19 protein-coding genes are annotated in these 19,557 nt (G+C 71.6%); 8 read left to right on the top strand and 11 right to left on the bottom strand.

Annotation, left to right across the window (positions count from 1 at the left end):
* Positions 1-50: 50 nt before the first annotated feature.
* The 3 genes from M5362_RS20550 to M5362_RS20560 are packed head-to-tail and all read left to right on the top strand — an operon-like array spanning position 51 to position 3,600.
* Positions 51-575 carry a PadR family transcriptional regulator gene (locus tag M5362_RS20550; protein ID WP_260229108.1) on the top strand — a complete coding sequence of 175 codons (525 nt, stop codon included), beginning with the start codon at positions 51-53 and terminating at the stop codon, positions 573-575.
* Positions 572-1,255 (top strand): ABC transporter ATP-binding protein, encoded by a 684-nt coding sequence (locus M5362_RS20555; protein WP_260229109.1) that lies wholly within the window; start codon positions 572-574, stop codon positions 1,253-1,255. Before M5362_RS20550 ends, M5362_RS20555 begins: the two co-directional genes overlap by 4 nt.
* Positions 1,252-3,600, top strand: a complete 2,349-nt coding sequence (locus tag M5362_RS20560; RefSeq protein ID WP_260229110.1) for an ABC transporter permease — start codon at positions 1,252-1,254, stop codon at positions 3,598-3,600. The genes M5362_RS20555 and M5362_RS20560 overlap by 4 nt, the downstream gene beginning before the upstream one ends.
* Positions 3,601-3,653: 53 nt before the next feature.
* On the opposite strand, the gene M5362_RS20565 is transcribed toward M5362_RS20560, so the two are convergent.
* Positions 3,654-4,607 (bottom strand): hydrogen peroxide-inducible genes activator, encoded by a 954-nt coding sequence (locus M5362_RS20565; RefSeq protein ID WP_260229111.1) that lies wholly within the window; start codon positions 4,605-4,607, stop codon positions 3,654-3,656.
* A 133-nt stretch (positions 4,608-4,740) separates the two neighbouring features.
* Here M5362_RS20565 and M5362_RS20570 point away from each other — a divergent pair, with 133 nt between their 5' ends.
* A complete protein-coding gene (locus tag M5362_RS20570) occupies positions 4,741-5,295 on the top strand; it encodes a peroxiredoxin (RefSeq protein WP_260229113.1) in 555 nt (184 codons plus the stop codon).
* Between the two features lie 6 nt (positions 5,296-5,301).
* Positions 5,302-5,835: an alkyl hydroperoxide reductase gene (locus tag M5362_RS20575; protein ID WP_260229114.1), complete on the top strand. Its 534-nt coding sequence runs from the start codon at positions 5,302-5,304 to the stop codon at positions 5,833-5,835.
* 55 nt (positions 5,836-5,890) lie between these two features.
* On the opposite strand, the gene M5362_RS20580 is transcribed toward M5362_RS20575, so the two are convergent.
* The 5 genes from M5362_RS20580 to M5362_RS20600 form a co-directional block, all read right to left on the bottom strand.
* Positions 5,891-6,613 carry a hypothetical protein gene (locus M5362_RS20580; protein ID WP_260229115.1) on the bottom strand — a complete coding sequence of 241 codons (723 nt, stop codon included), beginning with the start codon at positions 6,611-6,613 and terminating at the stop codon, positions 5,891-5,893.
* Positions 6,610-8,136 (bottom strand): AI-2E family transporter, encoded by a 1,527-nt coding sequence (locus tag M5362_RS20585; protein WP_260229117.1) that lies wholly within the window; start codon positions 8,134-8,136, stop codon positions 6,610-6,612. The genes M5362_RS20580 and M5362_RS20585 overlap by 4 nt, the downstream gene beginning before the upstream one ends.
* Before the next feature lie 115 nt (positions 8,137-8,251).
* Positions 8,252-8,941, bottom strand: coding sequence for a lytic transglycosylase domain-containing protein (locus M5362_RS20590; protein WP_260229120.1), 690 nt, complete (start codon positions 8,939-8,941; stop codon positions 8,252-8,254).
* Positions 8,942-9,335: 394 nt separating this feature from the next.
* Entirely contained in the window at positions 9,336-10,658 is a 1,323-nt protein-coding gene (locus M5362_RS20595) for a PhoH family protein (RefSeq protein WP_260229124.1), read from the bottom strand.
* A gap of 306 nt (positions 10,659-10,964) precedes the next feature.
* Entirely contained in the window at positions 10,965-11,726 is a 762-nt protein-coding gene (locus M5362_RS20600; protein ID WP_260229126.1) for an isoprenyl transferase, read from the bottom strand.
* Between the two features lie 110 nt (positions 11,727-11,836).
* Here M5362_RS20600 and mgrA point away from each other — a divergent pair, with 110 nt between their 5' ends.
* The gene (gene mgrA / locus M5362_RS20605) at positions 11,837-12,874 is read left to right on the top strand and encodes an L-glyceraldehyde 3-phosphate reductase (RefSeq protein ID WP_308354892.1); all 1,038 of its coding nucleotides are present in this window, start codon (positions 11,837-11,839) and stop codon (positions 12,872-12,874) included.
* 275 nt (positions 12,875-13,149) lie between these two features.
* Here the strand turns inward: mgrA and M5362_RS20610 are convergent, their stop codons facing one another.
* Complete coding sequence (locus tag M5362_RS20610) at positions 13,150-13,539, bottom strand: helix-turn-helix domain-containing protein (protein ID WP_260229127.1); 390 nt, start codon at positions 13,537-13,539, stop codon at positions 13,150-13,152.
* Positions 13,540-13,684: 145 nt separating this feature from the next.
* On the opposite strand from M5362_RS20610, the gene M5362_RS20615 reads away from it, so the two are divergent.
* Positions 13,685-14,842, top strand: a complete 1,158-nt coding sequence (locus M5362_RS20615) for a winged helix DNA-binding domain-containing protein (protein ID WP_260229128.1) — start codon at positions 13,685-13,687, stop codon at positions 14,840-14,842.
* 79 nt (positions 14,843-14,921) lie between these two features.
* On the opposite strand, the gene M5362_RS20620 is transcribed toward M5362_RS20615, so the two are convergent.
* Together M5362_RS20620 and M5362_RS20625 are read right to left on the bottom strand one after the other, a co-directional pair.
* Positions 14,922-16,508, bottom strand: coding sequence for a DUF2079 domain-containing protein (locus tag M5362_RS20620; protein ID WP_260229130.1), 1,587 nt, complete (start codon positions 16,506-16,508; stop codon positions 14,922-14,924).
* Positions 16,509-16,533: 25 nt separating this feature from the next.
* Positions 16,534-17,529 carry an A24 family peptidase gene (locus M5362_RS20625; protein ID WP_260229131.1) on the bottom strand — a complete coding sequence of 332 codons (996 nt, stop codon included), beginning with the start codon at positions 17,527-17,529 and terminating at the stop codon, positions 16,534-16,536.
* Between the two features lie 40 nt (positions 17,530-17,569).
* Between M5362_RS20625 and M5362_RS20630 the strand changes: the two genes are divergently transcribed.
* Entirely contained in the window at positions 17,570-17,938 is a 369-nt protein-coding gene (locus M5362_RS20630; protein WP_260229132.1) for a DUF192 domain-containing protein, read from the top strand.
* On the opposite strand, the gene M5362_RS20635 is transcribed toward M5362_RS20630, so the two are convergent.
* Positions 17,910-19,016 carry a hypothetical protein gene (locus M5362_RS20635; RefSeq protein ID WP_260229133.1) on the bottom strand — a complete coding sequence of 369 codons (1,107 nt, stop codon included), beginning with the start codon at positions 19,014-19,016 and terminating at the stop codon, positions 17,910-17,912. The two genes, M5362_RS20630 and M5362_RS20635, sit on opposite strands and share 29 nt — an antisense overlap.
* Before the next feature lie 83 nt (positions 19,017-19,099).
* Positions 19,100-19,465 (bottom strand): hypothetical protein, encoded by a 366-nt coding sequence (locus M5362_RS20640; protein ID WP_260229134.1) that lies wholly within the window; start codon positions 19,463-19,465, stop codon positions 19,100-19,102.
* Between the last annotated feature and the right edge of the window lie 92 nt (positions 19,466-19,557).

Genomic DNA, 19,557 nt, shown 5'->3' on the forward strand with positions numbered 1-19,557 from the left:
TTCGAGACAGCTATACATCGTGCGTATACACCGGGTGTACAGTGAGCGGCATGTCAATCGGGCACACCCTCCTCGGGCTCCTGGAGTCCGGTCCGCGCCATGGCTACGACCTCAAGCGCGCCTTCGACGAGAAGTTCGGCCACGACCGGCCGCTGCACTACGGGCAGGTCTACTCGACCATGTCCCGGCTGCTCAGGAACGGCCTGGTGGAGGTGGACAGCGTCGAGGCCGGCGACGGCCCCGAGCGCAAGCGCTACGCCATCACCGAGGCCGGTGTCACCGATGTCGACCAGTGGCTGAGCCGGCCCGAGAAGCCGGAGCCGTACCTCCAGTCCACGCTCTACACCAAGGTCGTCCTCGCGCTCCTCACCGGACGCGGGGCGGCCGAGCTGGTGGACGTGCAGCGGAGCGAGCACCTGCGGCTGATGCGTGAGCTGACCCGGCGCAAGAAGGGCGGCGATCTCGCCGACCAGCTGATCTGCGACCACGCCCTGTTCCACCTCGAAGCCGATCTGCGATGGCTGGAACTGGCCGCCGCCCGGCTCGACCGGCTCGCCGAGGAGATCCGCCGATGACCACCACGCCCCTGCTCCGGGCGAGCGGACTGTCCAAGGCCTACGGCCCGACCCCCGCGCTCTCGGGCGCGGATTTCGCCGTCAGGGCCGGCGAGGTCGTCGCCGTGATGGGCCCCTCGGGCTCCGGGAAGTCCACGCTCCTGCACTGCCTCGCCGGAATCGTCCGGCCGGACGACGGCACCATCACCTACGACGGGCGCGAGCTCACCGCCCTCTCGGACGGCGAACGCAGCTCGCTGCGCCGCACCGACTTCGGCTTCGTCTTCCAGTTCGGCCAGCTCGTGCCGGAACTGACCTGCGTCGAGAACGTGGCCCTTCCGCTGCGACTGAACGGCGAGCGGCGCGGAAAGGCCGAGTCCCGGGCGCGGGACTGGCTCGCGCGACTGGAGGTCGGCGACATCGCCGGCAAGCGGCCCGGCGAGATATCCGGCGGCCAGGGCCAGCGCGTCGCGGTGGCCCGCTCGCTGGTCACGGCCCCGCGGGTGCTCTTCGCCGACGAACCGACCGGCGCGCTCGACTCGCTCAACGGCGAGCGCGTGATGGAGCTGCTCACGGACGCGGCCCGGGACACCGGCGCCGCCGTCGTCCTCGTCACCCACGAGGCCCGCGTCGCCGCCTACTCCGACCGCGAGGTCGTCGTCCGCGACGGCGCGGTGCGCGACACGGAGTGGGCGGTATGAGGCCCCGTGACTGGCCCCGCGATCTGGCGCTCGGCGCCCGGTTCGCGGTCACCGGAGGCCGATCGGGCCTGCTCCGTACCCTTCTGACCGCGCTCGGCGTCGGCTTCGGCGTGGCACTGCTGCTCGCCGCCGCCTCACTTCCCGGCATGCTCTTCCAGCGGGAGGTACGGGAGGCGACCCGCTCCGTCGACGGCAGCGAGCAGGAGACCGGCCCCCGCCCCGACACCTTCCTCCACCTCGGACAGACGACGCTCTACCGGGACGACGCCGTCACCGGGCTCCTGCTGCGCCCCGAGGGCACCGAGACCCCTCTCCCGCCCGGCGTGGCGAAGCTGCCCGCGAGCGGGGAGATGCTGGTCTCGCCCGCGCTCCGTGAGCTGCTCGACTCCCCCGACGGCGCCCTCCTCAAGGAGCGGCTCCCCTACGAGCCCGTGGGGACGATCGGCGACGCCGGACTCATCGGCCCGGCCGAGCTGCGCTACATCGCTCACGTCGACTTCCTCACCACCGACAACTACGACGGCCGCGGATCGCGCTACGGCTGGTCGGTGCCCGCCGAGCGGTTCGACGCGTTCCTGATCCTCCTCGTCCTCGTCGCCTCCGTCGTCCTGCTGCTCCCGGTGCTCGTCTTCATCGCGACCGCCGTCCGGTTCGGCGGCGAACAGCGCGACCGGCGGCTCGCGGCGCTCCGCCTCGTCGGAGCGGACACCGCGACGACCCGGCGGATCGCGGCCGGCGAGTCCCTCGCGGGCGCGCTCCTCGGCCTCGCGGTCGGCGTCGGACTCTTCGCCGTGGCACGGCAGTTCGCCGGTACCGTCACCATCTGGGACGTCAACGCCTTCCCGTCCGACGTCGTACCGATGCCCGCCCTCGCCGCGCTCGTTCTCGTCGTGGTGCCGGTCGCCTCGGTCGTCGTCACGCTCTTCGCACTGCGCGGCGTGGCGATCGAGCCGCTCGGCGTCGTCCGGTCCGCCGCGCCGCGCCGCCGCCGGCTGTGGTGGCGGCTGCTGCTCCTCGCGGCCGGCGTGGCCCTGCTCGTCCCGCTCTTCGGGCAGGTCGACCGGGGCCAGACCGCCGTCGACACCGTGGGGATCGGGACCGGCGTCACCATCGCCCTGATCGGCCTCACCACACTGCTGCCGTGGCTCGTCGAAGCCGGTGTGAAGCGGCTGCACAGGGGTCCTGTGTCGTGGCAACTGGCCGTCCGCAGGCTCCAGCTGAGCAGCGGTACGGCGGCCCGTGCCGTCAGCGGCATCGTCGTCGCGGCGGCCGGCGCGATCGCGCTCCAGATGCTCTTCCAGGCCATGGAGAACGACTTCGCGCAGGCCACGGGGGAGGACTCCACGCGGGCCCAGCTCGTGGCCGAGACCGAGGCGAGCGGCGGAGACGAGGCCCGGGAGATGATCGCCCGCTTCTCGAAGACCAAGGGCGTCAGCGGAGTCTCCGGCACGATCACGTCCTACGCGTGGCGCCCCGGCGGCCTGAAGGCGGGCGAGGAGTACGCTCCGCTCACCTCGGTCAAGGTCGGTGACTGCGCCTCCCTCCGCGAGTTCGCCCGTCTGCCCTCCTGCACGGACGGCGACGTCTTCATCGCCCTCGCGCACGGCGCCCAGGGAGGGCCGCCCGACAGCCGGGTCACCGGGATCGCGAGGGCGGGCGCCACGGTCGTCCTGCGGGACCCCGAGGAGCACAAGGGCGCGCTCCCCCGGTGGCGTATCCCCGCCCATGCGCGGACCGTGGACTCCCGCCCCGACCCGACGGGCATGTACGAGTTCGGGATCCTCGCCACCCCGTCGGCGATCGACGCGGCCCGGCTCCACGAACCCGCGGCGCTGGCGATGGTGCGGCTCGATCCGGCCGTGCCTGACGCCGCCGAGTACGTACGGAACACGGCGGTGGCCCTCGACCCGACCTCGTGGGTCCGCACGCTGAAGACCACCGAGCGGAACGCGCAGTTCGCCAGCGTCCGCACCGGGATCCTCGTCGGCTCCACCCTCACGATGCTCCTGGTGGCGGCCTCGCTCCTGGTGACGACGCTCGAACAGCTCAGGGACCGCAAGCGGCTGCTGTCCTCGCTCGTCGCCTTCGGCACCCGGCGCACCACGCTGAGCTGGTCGGTGCTGTGGCAGACGGCGGTGCCGATCGTGCTCGGCCTCGTCCTCGCCGTGGCGGGCGGGCTCGGCCTCGGAGTCGTCCTGCTGAAGATGACGGGGCAACAGGTCCTGGACTGGTGGGTCTTCCTGCCCGTCACCGGGATCGGGATCGCGCTGATCGCGGCCGTGACGCTGCTGAGCATGCCGGTGCTGTGGCGTCTGATGCGGGCGGACGGGCTGAGGACCGAGTAGCCCGTCGAGGGCGTGTACGACGTCCGGGCGCCGGTTCCTGAGACCGGGGGGTTTCAGGAACCGGCGCCCACCACGCGTACCGGAAGCCGCCTCATCGCGCCCCGCAGCGCCCCCGCCAGCTCCTCGAACTCCGCCTGACGGGCCGCCCCCGTGCGCATCGCGAGGGCGACCTGTCGCGAGGGCGCCGGATCGGTGAAGCAGCCGGTGAACAGCGCCGCGTTGCGCGCGGTCTCGACCCTGACGGCCGTACGCGGCAGCAGCGTCACGCCGAGCCCGCCCGCCACCAGCTGCACCAGCGTCGACAGGCCCGCCGCGGTCGTGGTGACCGGCGCCCCCTCCGTGCGTCCGGCCTCCCGGCAGATGTCGAGGGCCTGGTCGCGCAGGCAGTGCCCCTCGTCGAGGAGCAGCAGGTTGAGCTCCTTCAGGGCCTCGCGCGGAATGTCGGCGCGTCCGGCCAGCGGATGGCCCTGTGGGGTGACGAGTACGAAGTCCTCGTCGAAGAGCGGGAGTTCGGTGACGCCGGGCACTCCCAGCGGCACGGCGAGCAGCAGCAGGTCGAGCCGCCCGGCCGCGAGCCCCTCCAGGAGCGAGGAGGTCTGCTCCTCGTGGACCTGGAGGTCGAGCTCGGGATAGCGCTCGTGGACCAGGCTCAGGACGGTGGGCAGCAGATACGGGGCGACGGTCGGGATCACGCCGAGCCGCAGCACTCCGGTGAACGGCGCCTGGGCGGCCTCGGCCTCCTCCATCAGCTCCGACACGGCGTCCAGGACGGCCCGGGCCCGCACCGCGAGCCGCTCACCCGCGGGCGAGAGCAGCACCTTGCGCGTCGTACGCTCAAGGAGCTGGACACCGAGTGCCTCTTCGAGGGCCGAGACCGCGCCGGAAAGCGCCGACTGGCTCATACCGATCGCCGCCGCCGCGTCCCGGAAGTGCAGATGCTCCGCGACCGCCGCGAAGGCTCTGAGCTGGGACAGGCTGGGCTGCTTCACACGTCGTACAGGGATCACTGATAACCACCTTCGATCAACGCGACCCACTCTAGCTATTTCACTGATCAATGCACTCCGTGCCAGGATGAAGCCCGTCCAACCCCTCACGGAAGACCCCAAAAGGGACCCTTCCCCCTTGCAAGGAGAGCGCGTGCTCACTGTCGGTGACCAGTTCCCCACCTACGACCTGACCGCCTGCGTGTCGCTGGAGAGCGGCAAGGAGTTCGAGCAGATCAACCACAAGTCCTACGAGGGCAAGTGGCGCGTGGTGTTCTTCTGGCCCAAGGACTTCACCTTCGTCTGCCCGACCGAGATCGCCGCCTTCGGCAAGCTGAACGACGAGTTCGCGGACCGCGACGCCCAGATCCTCGGCGCCTCCGGCGACTCCGAGTTCGTGCACCACGCCTGGCGCAAGGACCACGCCGACCTGCGTGACCTGCCCTTCCCGATGCTCGCCGACTCCAAGCACGAGCTCATGCGCGACTGCGGCGTCGAGGGCGAGGACGGCTTCGCCCAGCGCGCCGTCTTCATCGTGGACCCGAACAACGAGATCCAGTTCACCATGGTGACCGCCGGCTCCGTGGGCCGTAACCCCAAGGAGGTCCTGCGGGTCCTGGACGCCCTGCAGACCGACGAGCTGTGCCCCTGCAACTGGACCAAGGGCGAGAACACCCTCGACCCGGTCGCGCTCCTGTCGGGCGAGTGATCTGACATGGCTCTCGACGAACTCAAGGCCGCCGTACCGGACTTCGCCAAGGACCTGAAGCTGAACCTCGGCTCGGTCATCGGCAACAGCGAGCTTCCGCAGCAGCAGCTCTGGGGCACGGTCCTCGCCTGCGCGATCGCCTCGCGCTCGCCGAAGGTCCTGGCCGAGCTGGAGCCGGAGGCCAAGGCCAACCTCAAGCCCGAGGCGTACACGGCGGCCAAGTCCGCCGCCGCGATCATGGCCATGAACAACGTCTTCTACCGGACCCGGCACCTGCTGTCGGACCCGGAGTACGGGACGCTGCGCGCCGGTCTGCGGATGAACGTCATCGGCAACCCCGGCGTCGAGAAGGTCGACTTCGAGCTGTGGTCGCTGGCCGTCTCCGCGATCAACGGCTGCGGCCAGTGCCTGGACTCGCACGAGCAGGTCCTGCGCAAGGCCGGTGTCGACCGCGAGACGATCCAGGAGGCCGTCAAGATCGCCTCGGTGATCCAGGCGGTCGGCGTGACGCTGGACGCGGAGGCGCTCATCGCCGAGTAGGGCGAACGCGCTGCCAGAAAGGGCCCCGGGGTTGCACACCCCGGGGCCCTTCCTGTCACTTCTTCAGCGCCGCCATCAGGGCGGTCAGGTCCTGGACGAGCACGGTCTCGATGCCCGAGAGGTCGACCTTCTTGGTCTCGGTGACCGCCTGGCCCTTCTCCGGAGACCAGGTCTGCTGGTCGCTGAACGAGATCTCCAGCTCGGCCTGACCGTCGAGAACACGGATCCAGGCGCCCCCGTCTCCCTCGTCACGGTGGACGTAGGCCTGCTCCCCGAGTCCCTCGACCGGCTCCGCATCCGACGCCCAGACGCTCAGGAGCGGCTCGAACTCCGGGCCGGGGTCGGTCACCTTGTGCAGCTCGTACACCACCTGGACGCTGTAGCCCGTCTCGGGCGAGCCCAGCGTGGCGAAGCAGACCGCCCGGTCAAGGGCGGGGTGCTTCTCCGTCGGGGTCTCCTGGTCCACGGACTTCTTCCCGAGCACCACGGAGAGCGCCTTCAGTTCGGCCCTCTCGCAGAGGTTCTCCACCGTGCGGTACCCCCGCAGGTCGACGCCCTCGTCCCGGCTCCGCTCGTACGCGTAGAGTCCGCCGGCCCACACCGCCGAGGCCACCACCGCGCCGCCGAGCGCCCACAGCCAGGGACGGCGCGGGCGAGGCCTCCTCGGCTCGAGAGGCTCCCGGGACTGCCGGGGATCCCGCGACTCCCGGGAGTCCCGGTCGAGGACCTGCGCGGCCGGGAAGTCCTCGCCGCCGATCAGCTCCGGCTCGGAGATCACTCGTCGCCCCGGTCCCTGGAGCCGGGCGCCTGGACCGGCGCCACGGCGAACGCGGTCGCTCCGCGCGGTTCCGGGGTGCTGAGGAGGGCCTGTTCATGGCTGTACGCGCGGAGGTAGCCGACCACGGTGTTGGTGACGGCGACCAGCGGCACCGCGACCACCGCGCCGCCGATGCCGGCGGTCAGGCCGCCGGCCGCGACCGCGAGGACGACGGCGAGCGGGTGGACCCGTACCGCGCGGCCCAGGATGAACGGCTGGAGCACATGGCCCTCGATCTGCTGCACGGCCAGCACCACGAGCAGGACCATGAGGGCGGTGAACACCCCGTTGGTCACCAGGGCGACGACGACCGCGAGGGCACCGGAGATGACGGCGCCGACGAGCGGGATGAAGGCGAAGAGGAAGATGAAGACGGCGAGCGGGACCGCCATCGGGACGTCGAGGAAGTACAGGCCGAGACCGATGAAGACCGCGTCGATCAGGGCGACGATCACCGTGCCCCGCACATAGGCGGTCAGCGTCCGCCAGGCCCGGGGCCCCGCGCCGGCGACACCGGGCCGCGCCTGGGCGGGCACCAGCTTCAGCGTCCACTGCCAGACCTTCTTCCCGTCGTACAGGAGGAAGAGGGTCGAGAACATGGCGAGCAGTATCCCGGTCAGCGCCTCGACGACCACGGTCACGCCCTGGAGTCCGGCGGAGGTGATCTGCTCGGTGTTGGCGCCGACCGTGTCGCTCAGGTTCTGGGCGATGTCGTTGATCTGCTTCTCGGTCACGTGGAACGGGCTGTCGAGGAGCCACTGCTTGAGCTCCTCGATACCGTCCCGGACCCGGTCCGAGAGGTTGTCGATGTTGTCCATGACCTGCCAGACCACGAACCATCCGACCAGGCCCATGATCACGAAGCCGGAGACGGCGGTGACGGCCGTGGCCAGCCCGCGCGGCAGCCCGGCGTGGCGCAGCCACCTCACCGAGGGCTGGAGCAGCGCGGTGACGAGCAGCGCGGCGACGAAGGCGAGGACGACCAGCTGCACCGAGCTGATCACCTTCATCAGCACCCAGACGGTGCCGGCGAGCACGAGCAGCCGCCAGCCGGCCTCGGCGGCGACCCGCATGCCCCACGGGATCGCGGCGACCGGGTCCGGCCGGGCGGCGACGGCGGGGGCGTAGTCGGGCGGTGCCGGTACGGAGACGGTCGCGGCGGCCGACTGCGGCGCCCGGCGCCCCGGCCACCGCTCGGACGGTTCCGGCGCAGGCGACTTCGCCATGGCCTCGCGTCCGCCGGCCTCCGACTCGGGTGCGCCCTCGGGAGCTCCCTCCGGGCCTCGGCTCGCGGCGGGTTCGCTCCCGGGCTCCGGTCCCGCGTCGGGCGAGCCGCCCGCGCCGGGTCCGTCGCCGGCGGTGGACGCGGCGTCCCCGTCCAGGTCGTGCGCGCGCTCCGCGCGGGCACGGCGTTCGTCCAGGCGTTCACCCATGCGGCTCAGCTCGTCGCCCAGCCGACTCAGCCATCCTGGCAGTCTCGACATCCTCTTCCCTCTTCCCCCCGCTCACTCCCCCCGCGAGCACGTGGGCCCGAACCTACACGCATGGAGCCCCCCACCGTAGGACGGTGAGGGGCTCAGCAGGGTTGAGAGCGCCGGTCTAGTACCAGCGGTTGGCCTGCCAGAAGTTCCACGCGCCGCAGGGGCTGTCGTAGCGGTTGTTCATGTAGTTCAGGCCCCACTTGATCTGGGTTGCCGGGTTCGTCTGCCAGTCGGCGCCGGCCGACGACATCTTCGAACCGGGCAGGGCCTGGACGAGACCGTAGGCGCCCGAGGACGGGTTGGTCGCGCGGTAGTTCCAGCCGGACTCGTGGTCCACGATGTTGCTGAAGCACTGGAACTGCGAGGCCGGAATCATCTGCCGGGCGATCGCCTTGACCTCGGCGATGGAGTAGGAACCCTGGGCCGAGAAGCTCGACGCGTCGCGGACCGAGGAACGCTCGGCGCGCTCGGCGGCCTCCTTGCGCTCCTTCTCCGCCTTGTCGGCAGCCTTCTTCTTCGTCTCGGCGTCCTTGGCGGCCTGAATACGGGCCGCTTCCTCCGCGGACTTCTTCATGGCCGAGTCGGCCGCGGCGGCCTGGACGTCGGCCTGCTCCGAGAGCGAGGAGACCTGTACCTGGGCCTGCTCGCCCGCGGGAATGTCCGCGAGCAGCGTGGTGTCGGCCGCGGTGGCCTCGAAGTTGTCGCCCGAGGGCTGGGTGTCGCCCGAGGCAACACCCACGACGGCGCCGACGGTGGTGACCGCAGTGGCCGAAGCCACCGCGAATCCCCGGACCGAGATCCGGCTCACACGGTTTCCTTCCAGCATCGCCCGCAGAGGTGACCACGCGGGCGAAATCGTGCCCCTGGCGCTGGTCTCCGACGTACTGGGTCACAGAAGACACGGGCCCGTGGTGCTGTGGGCGGCATACGGCGAACGACTGTTGAGTTGTGTGGTGCCGCACCCCTGGGGGTGCACGTGTGCCGTATGCGGGGCCTGACGGAAGCAAGACTCTGCCGGACGGCAACACCGCAAGGCAATTCCGAGTTGCGTGTGAAAGCTCACACCTCTCAAGTCGCAGGAGTTTTGGCCGATTTCCCGGACAGCGCGACGCCGCCCGGCTAAGCTCCTGCGCTCTGCCGGGCGGCGCCAACTCCCGTACCCGTACGGGACGGTGCCAATCATTGCAATCTGCCCAATCGGGTCAGATCTGTCCGTCCTCCAGCATTTCGGTCACGAGCGCGGCGATCTGCGAGCGCTCCGAGCGGGTCAGCGTGACGTGGGCGAAGAGCGGATGCCCCTTCAGCTTCTCGACGACGGCGACCACTCCGTCGTACCGGCCGACCCTGAGGTTGTCGCGCTGGGCGACGTCATGGGTCAGCACCACCCGGGAGTTCGCCCCGATCCGGGACAGAACGGTCAGCAGGACGTTCCGCTCCAGCGACTGTGCCTCGTCCACGATGACGAAGGCGTCGTGGAGGGAGCGGCCGCGGATGTGGGTGAGCGGGAGGACCTCCAGCATCCCGCGCCCGAGCACCTCCTCGATGACCTCACGGCTCGCCACCGCCGAGAGCGTGTCGAAGACCGCCTGCGCCCAGGGGCTCATCTTCTCGGCCTCGCTGCCCGGCAGATAGCCGAGCTCCTGGCCGCCGACCGCGTACAGCGGACGGAACACCATCACCTTCTGGTGCTGACGGCGCTCCAGGACCGCCTCCAGGCCCGCGCACAGGGCGAGCGCGGACTTGCCCGTGCCGGCCCGGCCGCCCATCGAGATGATGCCGACGTCCGGGTCGAGGAGCAGATCGAGCGCGATCCGCTGCTCGGCGCTGCGGCCGCGGATGCCGAACACCTCCCGGTCGCCGCGCACCAGCCGGACGTTGCCCTCCGCCGTGATCCGGCCGAGCGCCTTGCCCCGCTCGGACTGCAGGACCAGGCCCGTGTGCACCGGAAGCTCGGCGGCCTCCGGGACGTACAGCGTCTCCTGGTCGTAGAGGATGTCCACCTGGTCGGCGGAGAGTGCCAGTTCGGACATTCCGGTCCAGCCGGAGTCCGTGATGGCGAGCTCCGCGCGGTACTCCTCGGCGAGGAGCCCGACCGAGGACGCCTTGATACGCAGCGGCAGGTCCTTGGAGACGACCGTGACGTCGTACCCCTCGGCCTGGAGATTGCGCGCGACCGCCAGGATCCGGGAGTCGTTGTCCCCCAGCCGGTAGCCGGCGGGGAGCACTCCGGGGTCGGAATGGTTCAGCTCGACACGCAGGGTGCCGCCCAGCTCCCCGATGGGAAGCGGGGCGTCCAGGCGCCCGTACCGGACCCGGAAGTCGTCCAGGAGGCGCAGGGCCGCCCGGGCGAAGTAGCCGAGCTCGGGGTGGTGCCGCTTGGCCTCCAACTCGGTGACCACGACGATCGGCAGCACGACCTCGTGCTCGTCGAAGCGGGACACGGCGTTGGGGTCGGCCAGCAGAACGCTGGTGTCGAGTACATAGGTGCGCCTGTCGGACAAGCGGCGCTTAGTGCTGGTCACCACGGAAGGACAGACCCCCTTTGACGACCCCTGAGAGGTCGGGGCGCGACGGAAGCGGTGTCGCTGCGGGATGGGACCGGGCTCTGGCCACGATGCGCGGGCCGAGCTCCGGCCCTCCGCTCCGTCCGTACATGTCCTGCACGGTCGTCCTGGTGCAACGGGCCTCCCGGGTGGCGGTCTCCGTGCCGCTCACTCTGCAAGGGGTATTCCCTCGAACACCCTCGGCCATGCCATGGCATATGACGACGTGTTCGTGAACGGAGTCGAACGTCCGGTGATCGCCCCGCGTCCGCGGAGGAAAGGCTTCCGTCAGGTGCCGTAGCGGCGGTGGCGTGCGGCGTAGTCACGCAGCGCCCGCAGGAAGTCGACCTTGCGGAAGGCCGGCCAGTGAACCTCGCAGAAGTAGTACTCCGAATGCGCGCTCTGCCACAGCATGAAGCCCGAGAGGCGCTGCTCGCCACTCGTACGGATCACCAGGTCCGGATCGGGCTGGCCCCGCGTGTAGAGGTGCTCGGAGATGTGCTCGACGTCGACGATCTCGGCGAGCTCCTCGAAGCTCGTCCCCTTCTCCGCGTGCTCCAGGAGCAGCGAGCGGACCGCGTCCGCGATCTCCTGACGGCCTCCGTAGCCCACCGCGACGTTGACGAGTATCCCCGTGTTGTCGTGCGTGGCCTGCTCGGCCTCCTTCAGTACGGACTGGGTGCGGGCGGGCAGCAGGTCGAGCGTGCCCACGTGGTGCACCCGCCAGCGGCCGTCCGAGGCCAGGGCGCGGACCGCGCCCTCGATGATGGCGAGGAGCGGGCGGAGCTGGTCCTCGGGCCGGTTCAGGTTGTCCGTCGAGAGCATCCAGAGCGTGACGACCTCGACGTCCGTCTCGGCACACCAGCCGAGCAGCTCCTGGATCTTGTCCGCGCCGGCCCTGTGGCCCTGCTCGGGGGTCCCACCGGAGGCCTTGGCCCAGCGCCGGTTGCCGTCGAGGATGACACCGATGTGCTTGGGCACCTGGTCATGGTCGAGGCGGCCTTCCACCCGGCGTGCGTAGAGCCCGTACACCAGGTCGCGCAGGTTCACTGTTCTTAACCCCTCCATGCCGCGGCGGTCCCCGAAGCCGCCACATTACTGCGGACGGGTAACAGGCTCCCAGCCCGGGACTGTCACAAGTCCGTGATAAGCAGAGATACGTGACTGACTCCCCCATCTACCACGCTTCCGAGGACCGCTACGAGCAGATGGAGTACCGCCGCACCGGTCGCAGCGGACTCAAGCTGCCCGCCGTCTCCCTGGGCCTCTGGCACAACTTCGGCGACGACCGCGCGCTCGGCTCGCAGCGCGCGATCCTGCGCCGCGCCTTCGACCTCGGCGTCACCCACTTCGACCTGGCGAACAACTACGGGCCGCCGCCGGGATCGGCCGAGCTGAACTTCGGCAAGATCTTCGCCCAGGACTTCGCGCCCTACCGGGACGAGCTGATCGTCTCGACCAAGGCCGGTTACGAGATGCACCCCGGCCCGTACGGCGAGTGGGGCTCCCGCAAGTACCTGATGTCCTCGCTCGACGCCTCCCTGAAGCGGATGGGCCTCGACTACGTCGACATCTTCTACTCGCACCGCTTCGACCCGCACACCCCGCTGGAGGAGACGATGGGGGCGCTCGCCTCCGCCGTCCAGCAGGGCAAGGCGCTGTACGTCGGTGTCTCCTCGTACAACAGCGAGCAGACGGCCGAGGCCGCGCGGATCCTCAGGGAGATGGGTGTCCCGGCGCTCATCCACCAGCCGTCGTACTCGATGATCAACCGCTGGACCGAGGACGACGGCCTCCTCGACACGCTGGAGGCGGCCGGCATGGGCTGCATCTCCTTCGTGCCGCTGGCCCAGGGCCTGCTCACGAACAAGTACCTGAAGGGCATCCCGGAGGGTTCGCGGGCCACGCAGGGCAAGTCCCTCGACCCGAACCTGCTCTCCGACGAGGTGCTGCGGCGGCTGCGCGGTCTGGCCGACATCGCCGAGCGGCGCGGGCAGTCGCTGGCGCAGCTGGCGCTGTCCTGGGTGCTGCGCGACGAGCGGATGACCTCCGCGCTGATCGGCGCGTCCAGCGTCGGGCAGCTGGAGGAGAACGTGGCCGCGCTGGCCGGTCCGCCGCTGACCGCGGAGGAGCTGAAGGAGATCGACTCCTTCGCCGTGGACACCGAGGGCACCAACATCTGGGCCGGACGGGGCTGAGGCGACGCCCCCGGCAAAAGAAAAACGGGCCGGTCCGTGGGGGGGGATACGGACCGGCCCGAGGGGGGGTTTCCACCATAACCCTTCAGAAGCCCTGCTGCGTGCCAACCGGCACGGAGCGCCTGTCCCGGATTCCTCGGAGCCCAGTTGGGACAAGGGGCGTGGCCTCCCCTGGCGGGTTTGCGCCCCGGCGTGGCGGCGGGTTTCGTACCTCCCAAGAGGGACCCCGGTCGAAGGGCTCCGGTTGACGGAACCCGCCGCCCGGCCCCGCGCGGTCAGGCGGCCTCTGCGTCCTTCTGGGCTTCCTCCTGGGATTCCTTCTGGGCTTCCTTGGCGGCGAGGATCTCGGCCATGAAGCGGTCGCCCCACTCCCCCAGCGGTAGCAGCGCCGTGTTCAGCGCCTGACCGAGCGTGGTCAGGGAGTACTCCACCCGGGGCGGGACCTCCGGATAGACCTCCCGGTGGACGATGCCGTCCGCCTCCAGCTCGCGCAGCTGCTGGATCAGCACCTTCTCGCTGACGCCGGTGATCATCCGCCTCAGCTCCCCGAAGCGGGTCGCTCCGTGGGCGTGCAGCGCCCACAGGATCAGCGGTTTCCACTTGCCGCCGACGACGTCGACGGCCGCGTCGAGCCCGCAGTCGTACGTCGTCCTGCCCTTGGCCATGGCCAACTCCTCGTCCCGTCCCGACTCTTCGACCCTCCGGCCGTCGACCCTCCGGCCGTCGACTCGTTGGCCGTCGACTCGTTGGCCGTCGGCTCTTGGGCCAAGGCGGACAGGCCCTGACCTATTCCGGCCCTACGGTCGAAGCATGACGACCGCCACCCCATCACAGGTCACCTGGGAACAGGCCGACGCCCGGAGAATCCGCCGACAGTTTCTGGACGAGCCGACGGACGCACCGCCCGCGGCCGTGGCCGCCGCGATGCTCGGGGCGCATGCACAGGTCCTGTCCGCCGCCGAGCTGTCCCTCGCACTGCGCACCCCCGAGGCGACACGGGCCGACGTACGGGCGGCCCTCTGGGAGGACGGCACGCTGGTCAAGACGTACGGTCCGCGCGGCACGGTCCATCTGCTGCCCGCGGCCGATCTGCCGATGTGGACCGGCGCGCTGTCGGCGATCCCCGGCGAGGTGCACATGATGCCGCCGGACGTACGGATGACGGCGACCCAGACGGACGCGGTGCTGGCGGCGATCGCGGACGCCCTGACGGACACGGAGCTGACCGTGGACGAACTCACGGACGCCATCGTGGAGCGCACCGGCTCCTGGGCGGGCGACCGGGTGATGGAAGCCTTCCAGGACAAGTGGCCCCGCTGGCGCCAGATCACCCATGTGGCGGCGCACCGGGGGGTGCTGTGCTTCGGCCGGGACCGGGGGCGGAAGGTCACGTACACCAACCCGGGGGTGCGTCCGGAAGAGGGGACGGGGGCGCTCGGCGAGCTCGTGGACCGCTATCTGTACGCCTACGGCCCGGCGGCCCCGAGGCACTTCGCGAAGTGGCTGGCGGCGCCACCGGGCTGGGCGACGGGACTCTTCTCCTCGCTGGCGGAGGCGGGGCGTATCGAGGAGGTGTCCTTCGACGGGGCGACAGGCTGGGTCGTCGCCGGGGACACCGATTTCCCGGACGTACGGCCGGCGCGCGGGGTTCGGCTGCTGCCGTACTTCGACGCCTTCACCATCGCCTCGCAGCCGCGCGAACGGCTCTTCCCCGGTGCGGCCCGCGACCGGGCGCTGTCGGGCGGTCAGGCCGGGAACTACCCGGTGCTGCTGGTGGACGGAACGGTGGCGGGGGTCTGGCACCAGCGCCGTTCGGGAAAGCGCATCACGGTGACCGTCGAGCCGCTGAAGCCGCTGGGCGCGGCGCGGCTGAGGCAGGTGGAGGCCCAGGCCGAACGGGTGGCGACCGTCCTGGAGGGCAGGCCGGAGCTCGTGGTCGGCACGGTGGCGGTGGGGCCGCACGCGTAGGGGCCGCCGGGCCGGGGCGGTGTTCGCCCGGCTCCGACGAATTCACGTACACCGAGGGAACGTTGCGCGACGACAGGGCCTAGCCCGCGCGGCGCAGGAGCGTCAGGCCGTCCTTGGCGTCCACCACCTCGTACCCGTGCGACTCCCGCGCCGCCCTCAGCTCCCTCTCCTGCTGCTCCTCCGGGTACGGCCAGGGGCCGCTCTGCTGGGGCCAGGCCTCCGGCGGTACGGCGTCGTGGACGATCCACTCGGCGGTCGGGGCCGGCAGGGGGCCGGTCTCCCGGCGGTCGAGCCGGGTGTCCACGGGGAAGGTCGGGAAGATCACGACCTCGCAGCGCGACGTGAGCTGCGGGGCCAGCCGGTTGGAGGCGGCGACGGTGGCGCCGTCGGGGATGCGGGCGAGCAGCGTGCGCGCGGCCTCGATGTGCGGCGTGGTCCGCCAGGTGGGCCGCTGGGCGAGCTGGGCCAGGGGGAAGGACGGGATCATCACCACGGTCACGGCGAGGACGGTGGCGAGCGACGCACGGACGTTCCGGGCGGACGCGGGGGGCGTGGGGGGTGTAGGGGACGCGGGGGGCGTGAGGGGTGGCGCGGATGCTGCGGACGGCGCGGATGCTGCGGACGACTCGCGGGCGAGGGCGTCGACGAGGCCGGCGAAGACCACCGGCATGAGGATCGCGCTGTAGTGGTACGCCGTGCCCCAGTGGAAGGTGTTCTCCGAGAACATCCGCCAGCCGAGCGTGGGCACCGCGATCAGCGCGAGCGGCGAGCGCAGGGCGAGCAGCGCGGACGGGGCGAAGACCAGGATCAGGGTCATCGCCTTGATGTCGGGGCGCAGGGCGTCGAGCGGGGCGTGGGCGAGGGTGGAGAGCAGCGATCCGTGGCCGTCGGAGAGATGGCCTCCGTGGGCGTAGGCGCCGCCGGGGTTGAACGCGGGCAGCAGGAACTTGATCTCGATCAGCGAGCCGAGCACGCCGACGACCGCCGTGACGATCCCGAGTCGGCGGGGCCCTTTGAGGGCGATGTAGACGCCGACTGCCGCCAGGGTCAGCCCCAGGTCCTCCTTGATCAGCAGGAGGGGCGCGGCCCATGCGACGGCCGCCCCCCAGCGGCGGCGGCCGAGCGCTTCCAGCGCGAACGCGAGCAGCGGTACGGCGAGGGCGACCTCGTGGAAGTCGAAGGCGGCGGCGGAGGCGACGCCCCAGCTGAGCCCGTACCCGGCGGCGACCACATGCGCGGCGCGCGTGCCGATCGCCCGCCGGGCCCAGCGGGCGAGGGGGACCACGGCAAGGGCGAGGAGGGCGGACTGGGCGACGAGCAGACAGAGGGGGGAGGGCCAGACGCGGTACAGGGGGGCGAGGGCGGCGAGCAGGGGGTGGAAGTGGTCGCCGAGGAGATGGAACCCCGGGCCGCGCAAGGGGACGACGGGAGCGCGGAGTTCGGCGTAGGCGCGGACGGCCTGCTCGAAGATGCCCAGGTCGTAGCCGGTGGTCCGCAGGAGCTGGTGGCGGCGCACGGCGACGGTCGCGTAGAGGAGACAGAGGGCGGCGGCCCACGCCCAGGGGAGGGCGGCCGGTCGCCGGTACCAGGGGGTGGGCGCCGGAGGGGCCTTCGCCTCCGCCTCCGCCTGTGACTCAACGGGCAGTTTGTCGGTCATTGTCCGCATGTGTCTGGATGCTAGGCGGCGGACCTCAGGGGGAGGCGGAGAGCGCGCCGAGGAGCAGCCCGAGCAGGGCGCCGCCGATCATGAAGGGCCCGAAGGGGATCGCCGACTTCCGGCTCCCGCGCCGGGCGAGGACGAGACCGAGCCCGTACAGCGAACCGGCGAGGAAGCCCGCGAACGTACCGGCGAAGAGAATGCCCCAGCCGTACCAGCCGAGGGCCGCGCCGAGGGAGAGCGCGAGCTTGACGTCGCCGAAGCCCATGCCGTCCGGCCGGATCAGGAACAGCAGGAGGTAGCCGCCGCCGAGGGCGAGTCCGCCGAGCAGCGCGTGGGGCCAGGAGCCGGCGTCGTACGGCAGGAGTTCGGCGCCGAGGAGCAGCAGCGGGGTGGCGGCGGCGAGCGGGAGCGTGAGGGGGTCGGGCAGCCGGTGGACGCGGACGTCGACGGTGGCGAGGAGCACGGCGAAGGGCGCGAGCAGCAGCCAGACGCCGAGCTCGGGACGGGGCCCGGTGGCGGCGGCGAGCGCGGCACAGACGCAGGCGGTGAGGAGGGGCGCACCGAGAGGACGCTTGGCCGGGGGGAAGGTACGGACGGCGGGGGTGGGGGTGGGGTGCGGGGCGGTGGTGGGGTTCGGGGCGGGGGCTGCTTGTTGCGCGGGGGTCGGCTGCGAGGCGGCGGCCGTGGGCCCGGCAGGGTTCGCGGGGCCGGCGGGGTTCGCGGGCCCGGCGGGGTTCGCGGGCCCGGCGGGGTTCGCGGGCCCGGCGGGGTTCGCGGGTCCGGCGGGGTTCGTGGGCCCGGCGGCGTTCGCGGGCGGAGCCAGGGCGGGCCTGGGCGCGGTCGCGCAGGATGGGCACGCCGGGGGGCCGAGCCAGCCGCGCGCAGGGCCGGACAGGGCGTGGCCCGCCACGCAGCTGTCGCGCCACGGCTCCTCCGGCCCGACGGAGAGCCGGTACGCGGCGCGCGGCACGAGCAGCCCGGTGGCGGCGCCCCACAGCGCGGCTACGGCGATCAGCGTGGCGAACACCCGCCGCACCCTACCCAGCCGCACCGCTACCGTCTCCCCCATGGGGAGACAGGGGACATGGCGCGACGGCACAGGCAGCCTGCTCGTCGGGGAGGCTCCGGTGCCGCTGGAGATCGCGGCCTCCTACCGTGCGCGGCGGCGCGGCCTGCTCGGCCGGGACGGCATCGAGGGCGCGATGCTCATCACCCCGACGAACAGCATCCACACCTTCGGCATGCGCTTCACCATCGACGTGGCCTACCTGGACCGGAACCTCACGGTCCTCGACGTCGTGACCATGCGGCCCGGCCGGCTCGGCATGGTGCGGCCGCGAGGCCGGCACGTCCTGGAGGCGGAGGGCGGGGCGATGGAGGGGTGGGGGCTGCGGAAGGGCGTCCGGGTCACGGTGGCCCCGACCCCAGCAGGGTGAACGCGCCGTAGGCGCCGGACGCCAGCGCGAGCCCGGTGAGCACCAGGACCCGGTTGCGGACGCGGAGCCGTACGAGCGCCGCCGCGGCCGGCAGCAGGAGACCGAACGCGGGCATCATCAGGCGCGGCCGGGAGCCGAAGTACGCGGCGCCGATGAGCGAGACGACCACGACCGCGATCGTGTACACGAGCAGGGGCAGGGGCTGCTTCTGGCGCACGCACAGGACGACGAGCCAGGCGAGCAGGGCGAGCGCGGCGCACAGACCGAGCGCGGCGAGCGGCGGGAGACCCCAGATGAAGCGGGCGAGGGCGACACCGCCGTCGATGGAGTTCCCCCAGGCGGCCTGGACGTCGAAGTAGGCCGTGGCGCTGCCCTCGCGCACACCGACGTAGACGATGTACGCGAGCCAGCCCAGGGGCGCGAGGAGGACACCGGCCACCATGCGGACGGGCAGCTTCCGTTCGCGTACGACGGTGGCCAGGGCCGTGATCCCGATGGCGGCGATCAGCGCGGCGGCCGTCGGCCGCGTGAGCCCCGCGAGCGCGCACAGCGCACCGGCGAGGATCCAGCGGTCGCGCAGGACGGCCAGGACCGACCAGGCGGCGAGGGCGGTGAAGAGCGTCTCGGTGTACGCCATCGACTGGACGAACGCGGTCGGGTACACGCCCCAGAGGACGGCGAGCACGACACCGGTCGGCCGGCCCGCGACGTAGGAGCCGACGGCGTAGATGCCCCAGGCGGCGGCGAGCGAGGCGGCCCAGGAGACGAGGAGGCCGGCGGTGGCGGCGTCGACGGGGAGGACGGTGGACAGGGCCCGTTCGAGCGCCGGGAAGAGGGGGAAGAAGGCCAGGTCGGAGTGGACGCTGCCGTTGGGGAGGGTGGCCTCGTACCCGTAACCGTGCTCGGCGATCCGGACGTACCAGACGGAGTCCCAGCGGCCGGTCAGCCGGTGCAGCCCGTCCTTGCCGGTCGCGACGGCGGCGAGGGCGAGGACCGCGAGGCCGATGACCCGGGTGGCGGCGTAGCCGCCGAGGGCGACGGCGGGCGAATCGGGCGAACGGGACCGGTCTGGGGACATGCGCTCGATTATGTCCGGCGCCCGGAACGGCCCCGGGCGCACCCCCGGAGAGGGCTCACGGCTGGGCGCTCAGCCCCCGGCGCTCACCCCCCGGGGCGGATGCGGCCGAACCTCGCCGCCATGACCGGGCCGAGCTCCTGGACGATGGCGTATCCGGGCTCGTGGGGGTACGGCAGGTCGTTGAGGAACGAGGTGACGATCACCTCGTCGATCCCGAGGTCCCCGCGCGCGCTCTGCTCCTCCAGGAAGTCGAGCGTGCGGCGCCAGTCGGCCGCCGCCTGCTCCTCGCCGAGGAAGGAACGCACGGTGTTCTGGACGACGTCCCAGAAGAAGACGTGCGGCAGCACGCCGCCCTGGCAGAAGACGTGATTGTCGTAGGCGTCCCGGAACTCGGGAATCCTCGTCACGAGGTCGCTGACCAGTCGCACGCTGGGGGATGTCGTGTTCATCGGCAATCCACTTCGGAGCAGTCCCGGCGCCCGTTCCGCCCGTTCCGACCAGGATGCGGCATGAGGGCGCAAGTTATCCACAGGGGATGCGA

This window comes from Streptomyces sp. Je 1-79, from assembly GCF_025195125.1.
GTDB lineage: Bacteria > Actinomycetota > Actinomycetes > Streptomycetales > Streptomycetaceae > Streptomyces.

What these genes read in the sequence shown, in the direction of transcription:
- M5362_RS20550 (WP_260229108.1), top strand. Translation starts at nt 51, where the DNA reads ATGTCAATCGGGCACACCCTCCTCGGGCTCCTGGAGTCCGGTCCGCGC.
- M5362_RS20555 (WP_260229109.1), top strand. Translation starts at nt 572, where the DNA reads ATGACCACCACGCCCCTGCTCCGGGCGAGCGGACTGTCCAAGGCCTAC.
- M5362_RS20560 (WP_260229110.1), top strand. Translation starts at nt 1,252, where the DNA reads ATGAGGCCCCGTGACTGGCCCCGCGATCTGGCGCTCGGCGCCCGGTTC.
- M5362_RS20575 (WP_260229114.1), top strand. Translation starts at nt 5,302, where the DNA reads ATGGCTCTCGACGAACTCAAGGCCGCCGTACCGGACTTCGCCAAGGAC.
- M5362_RS20585 (WP_260229117.1), bottom strand. Translation starts at nt 8,136, where the DNA reads ATGTCGAGACTGCCAGGATGGCTGAGTCGGCTGGGCGACGAGCTGAGC.
- M5362_RS20610 (WP_260229127.1), bottom strand. Translation starts at nt 13,539, where the DNA reads ATGGCCAAGGGCAGGACGACGTACGACTGCGGGCTCGACGCGGCCGTC.
- M5362_RS20615 (WP_260229128.1), top strand. Translation starts at nt 13,685, where the DNA reads ATGACGACCGCCACCCCATCACAGGTCACCTGGGAACAGGCCGACGCC.
- M5362_RS20620 (WP_260229130.1), bottom strand. Translation starts at nt 16,508, where the DNA reads ATGCGGACAATGACCGACAAACTGCCCGTTGAGTCACAGGCGGAGGCG.
- M5362_RS20630 (WP_260229132.1), top strand. Translation starts at nt 17,570, where the DNA reads ATGGGGAGACAGGGGACATGGCGCGACGGCACAGGCAGCCTGCTCGTC.
- M5362_RS20635 (WP_260229133.1), bottom strand. Translation starts at nt 19,016, where the DNA reads ATGTCCCCAGACCGGTCCCGTTCGCCCGATTCGCCCGCCGTCGCCCTC.
- M5362_RS20640 (WP_260229134.1), bottom strand. Translation starts at nt 19,465, where the DNA reads ATGAACACGACATCCCCCAGCGTGCGACTGGTCAGCGACCTCGTGACG.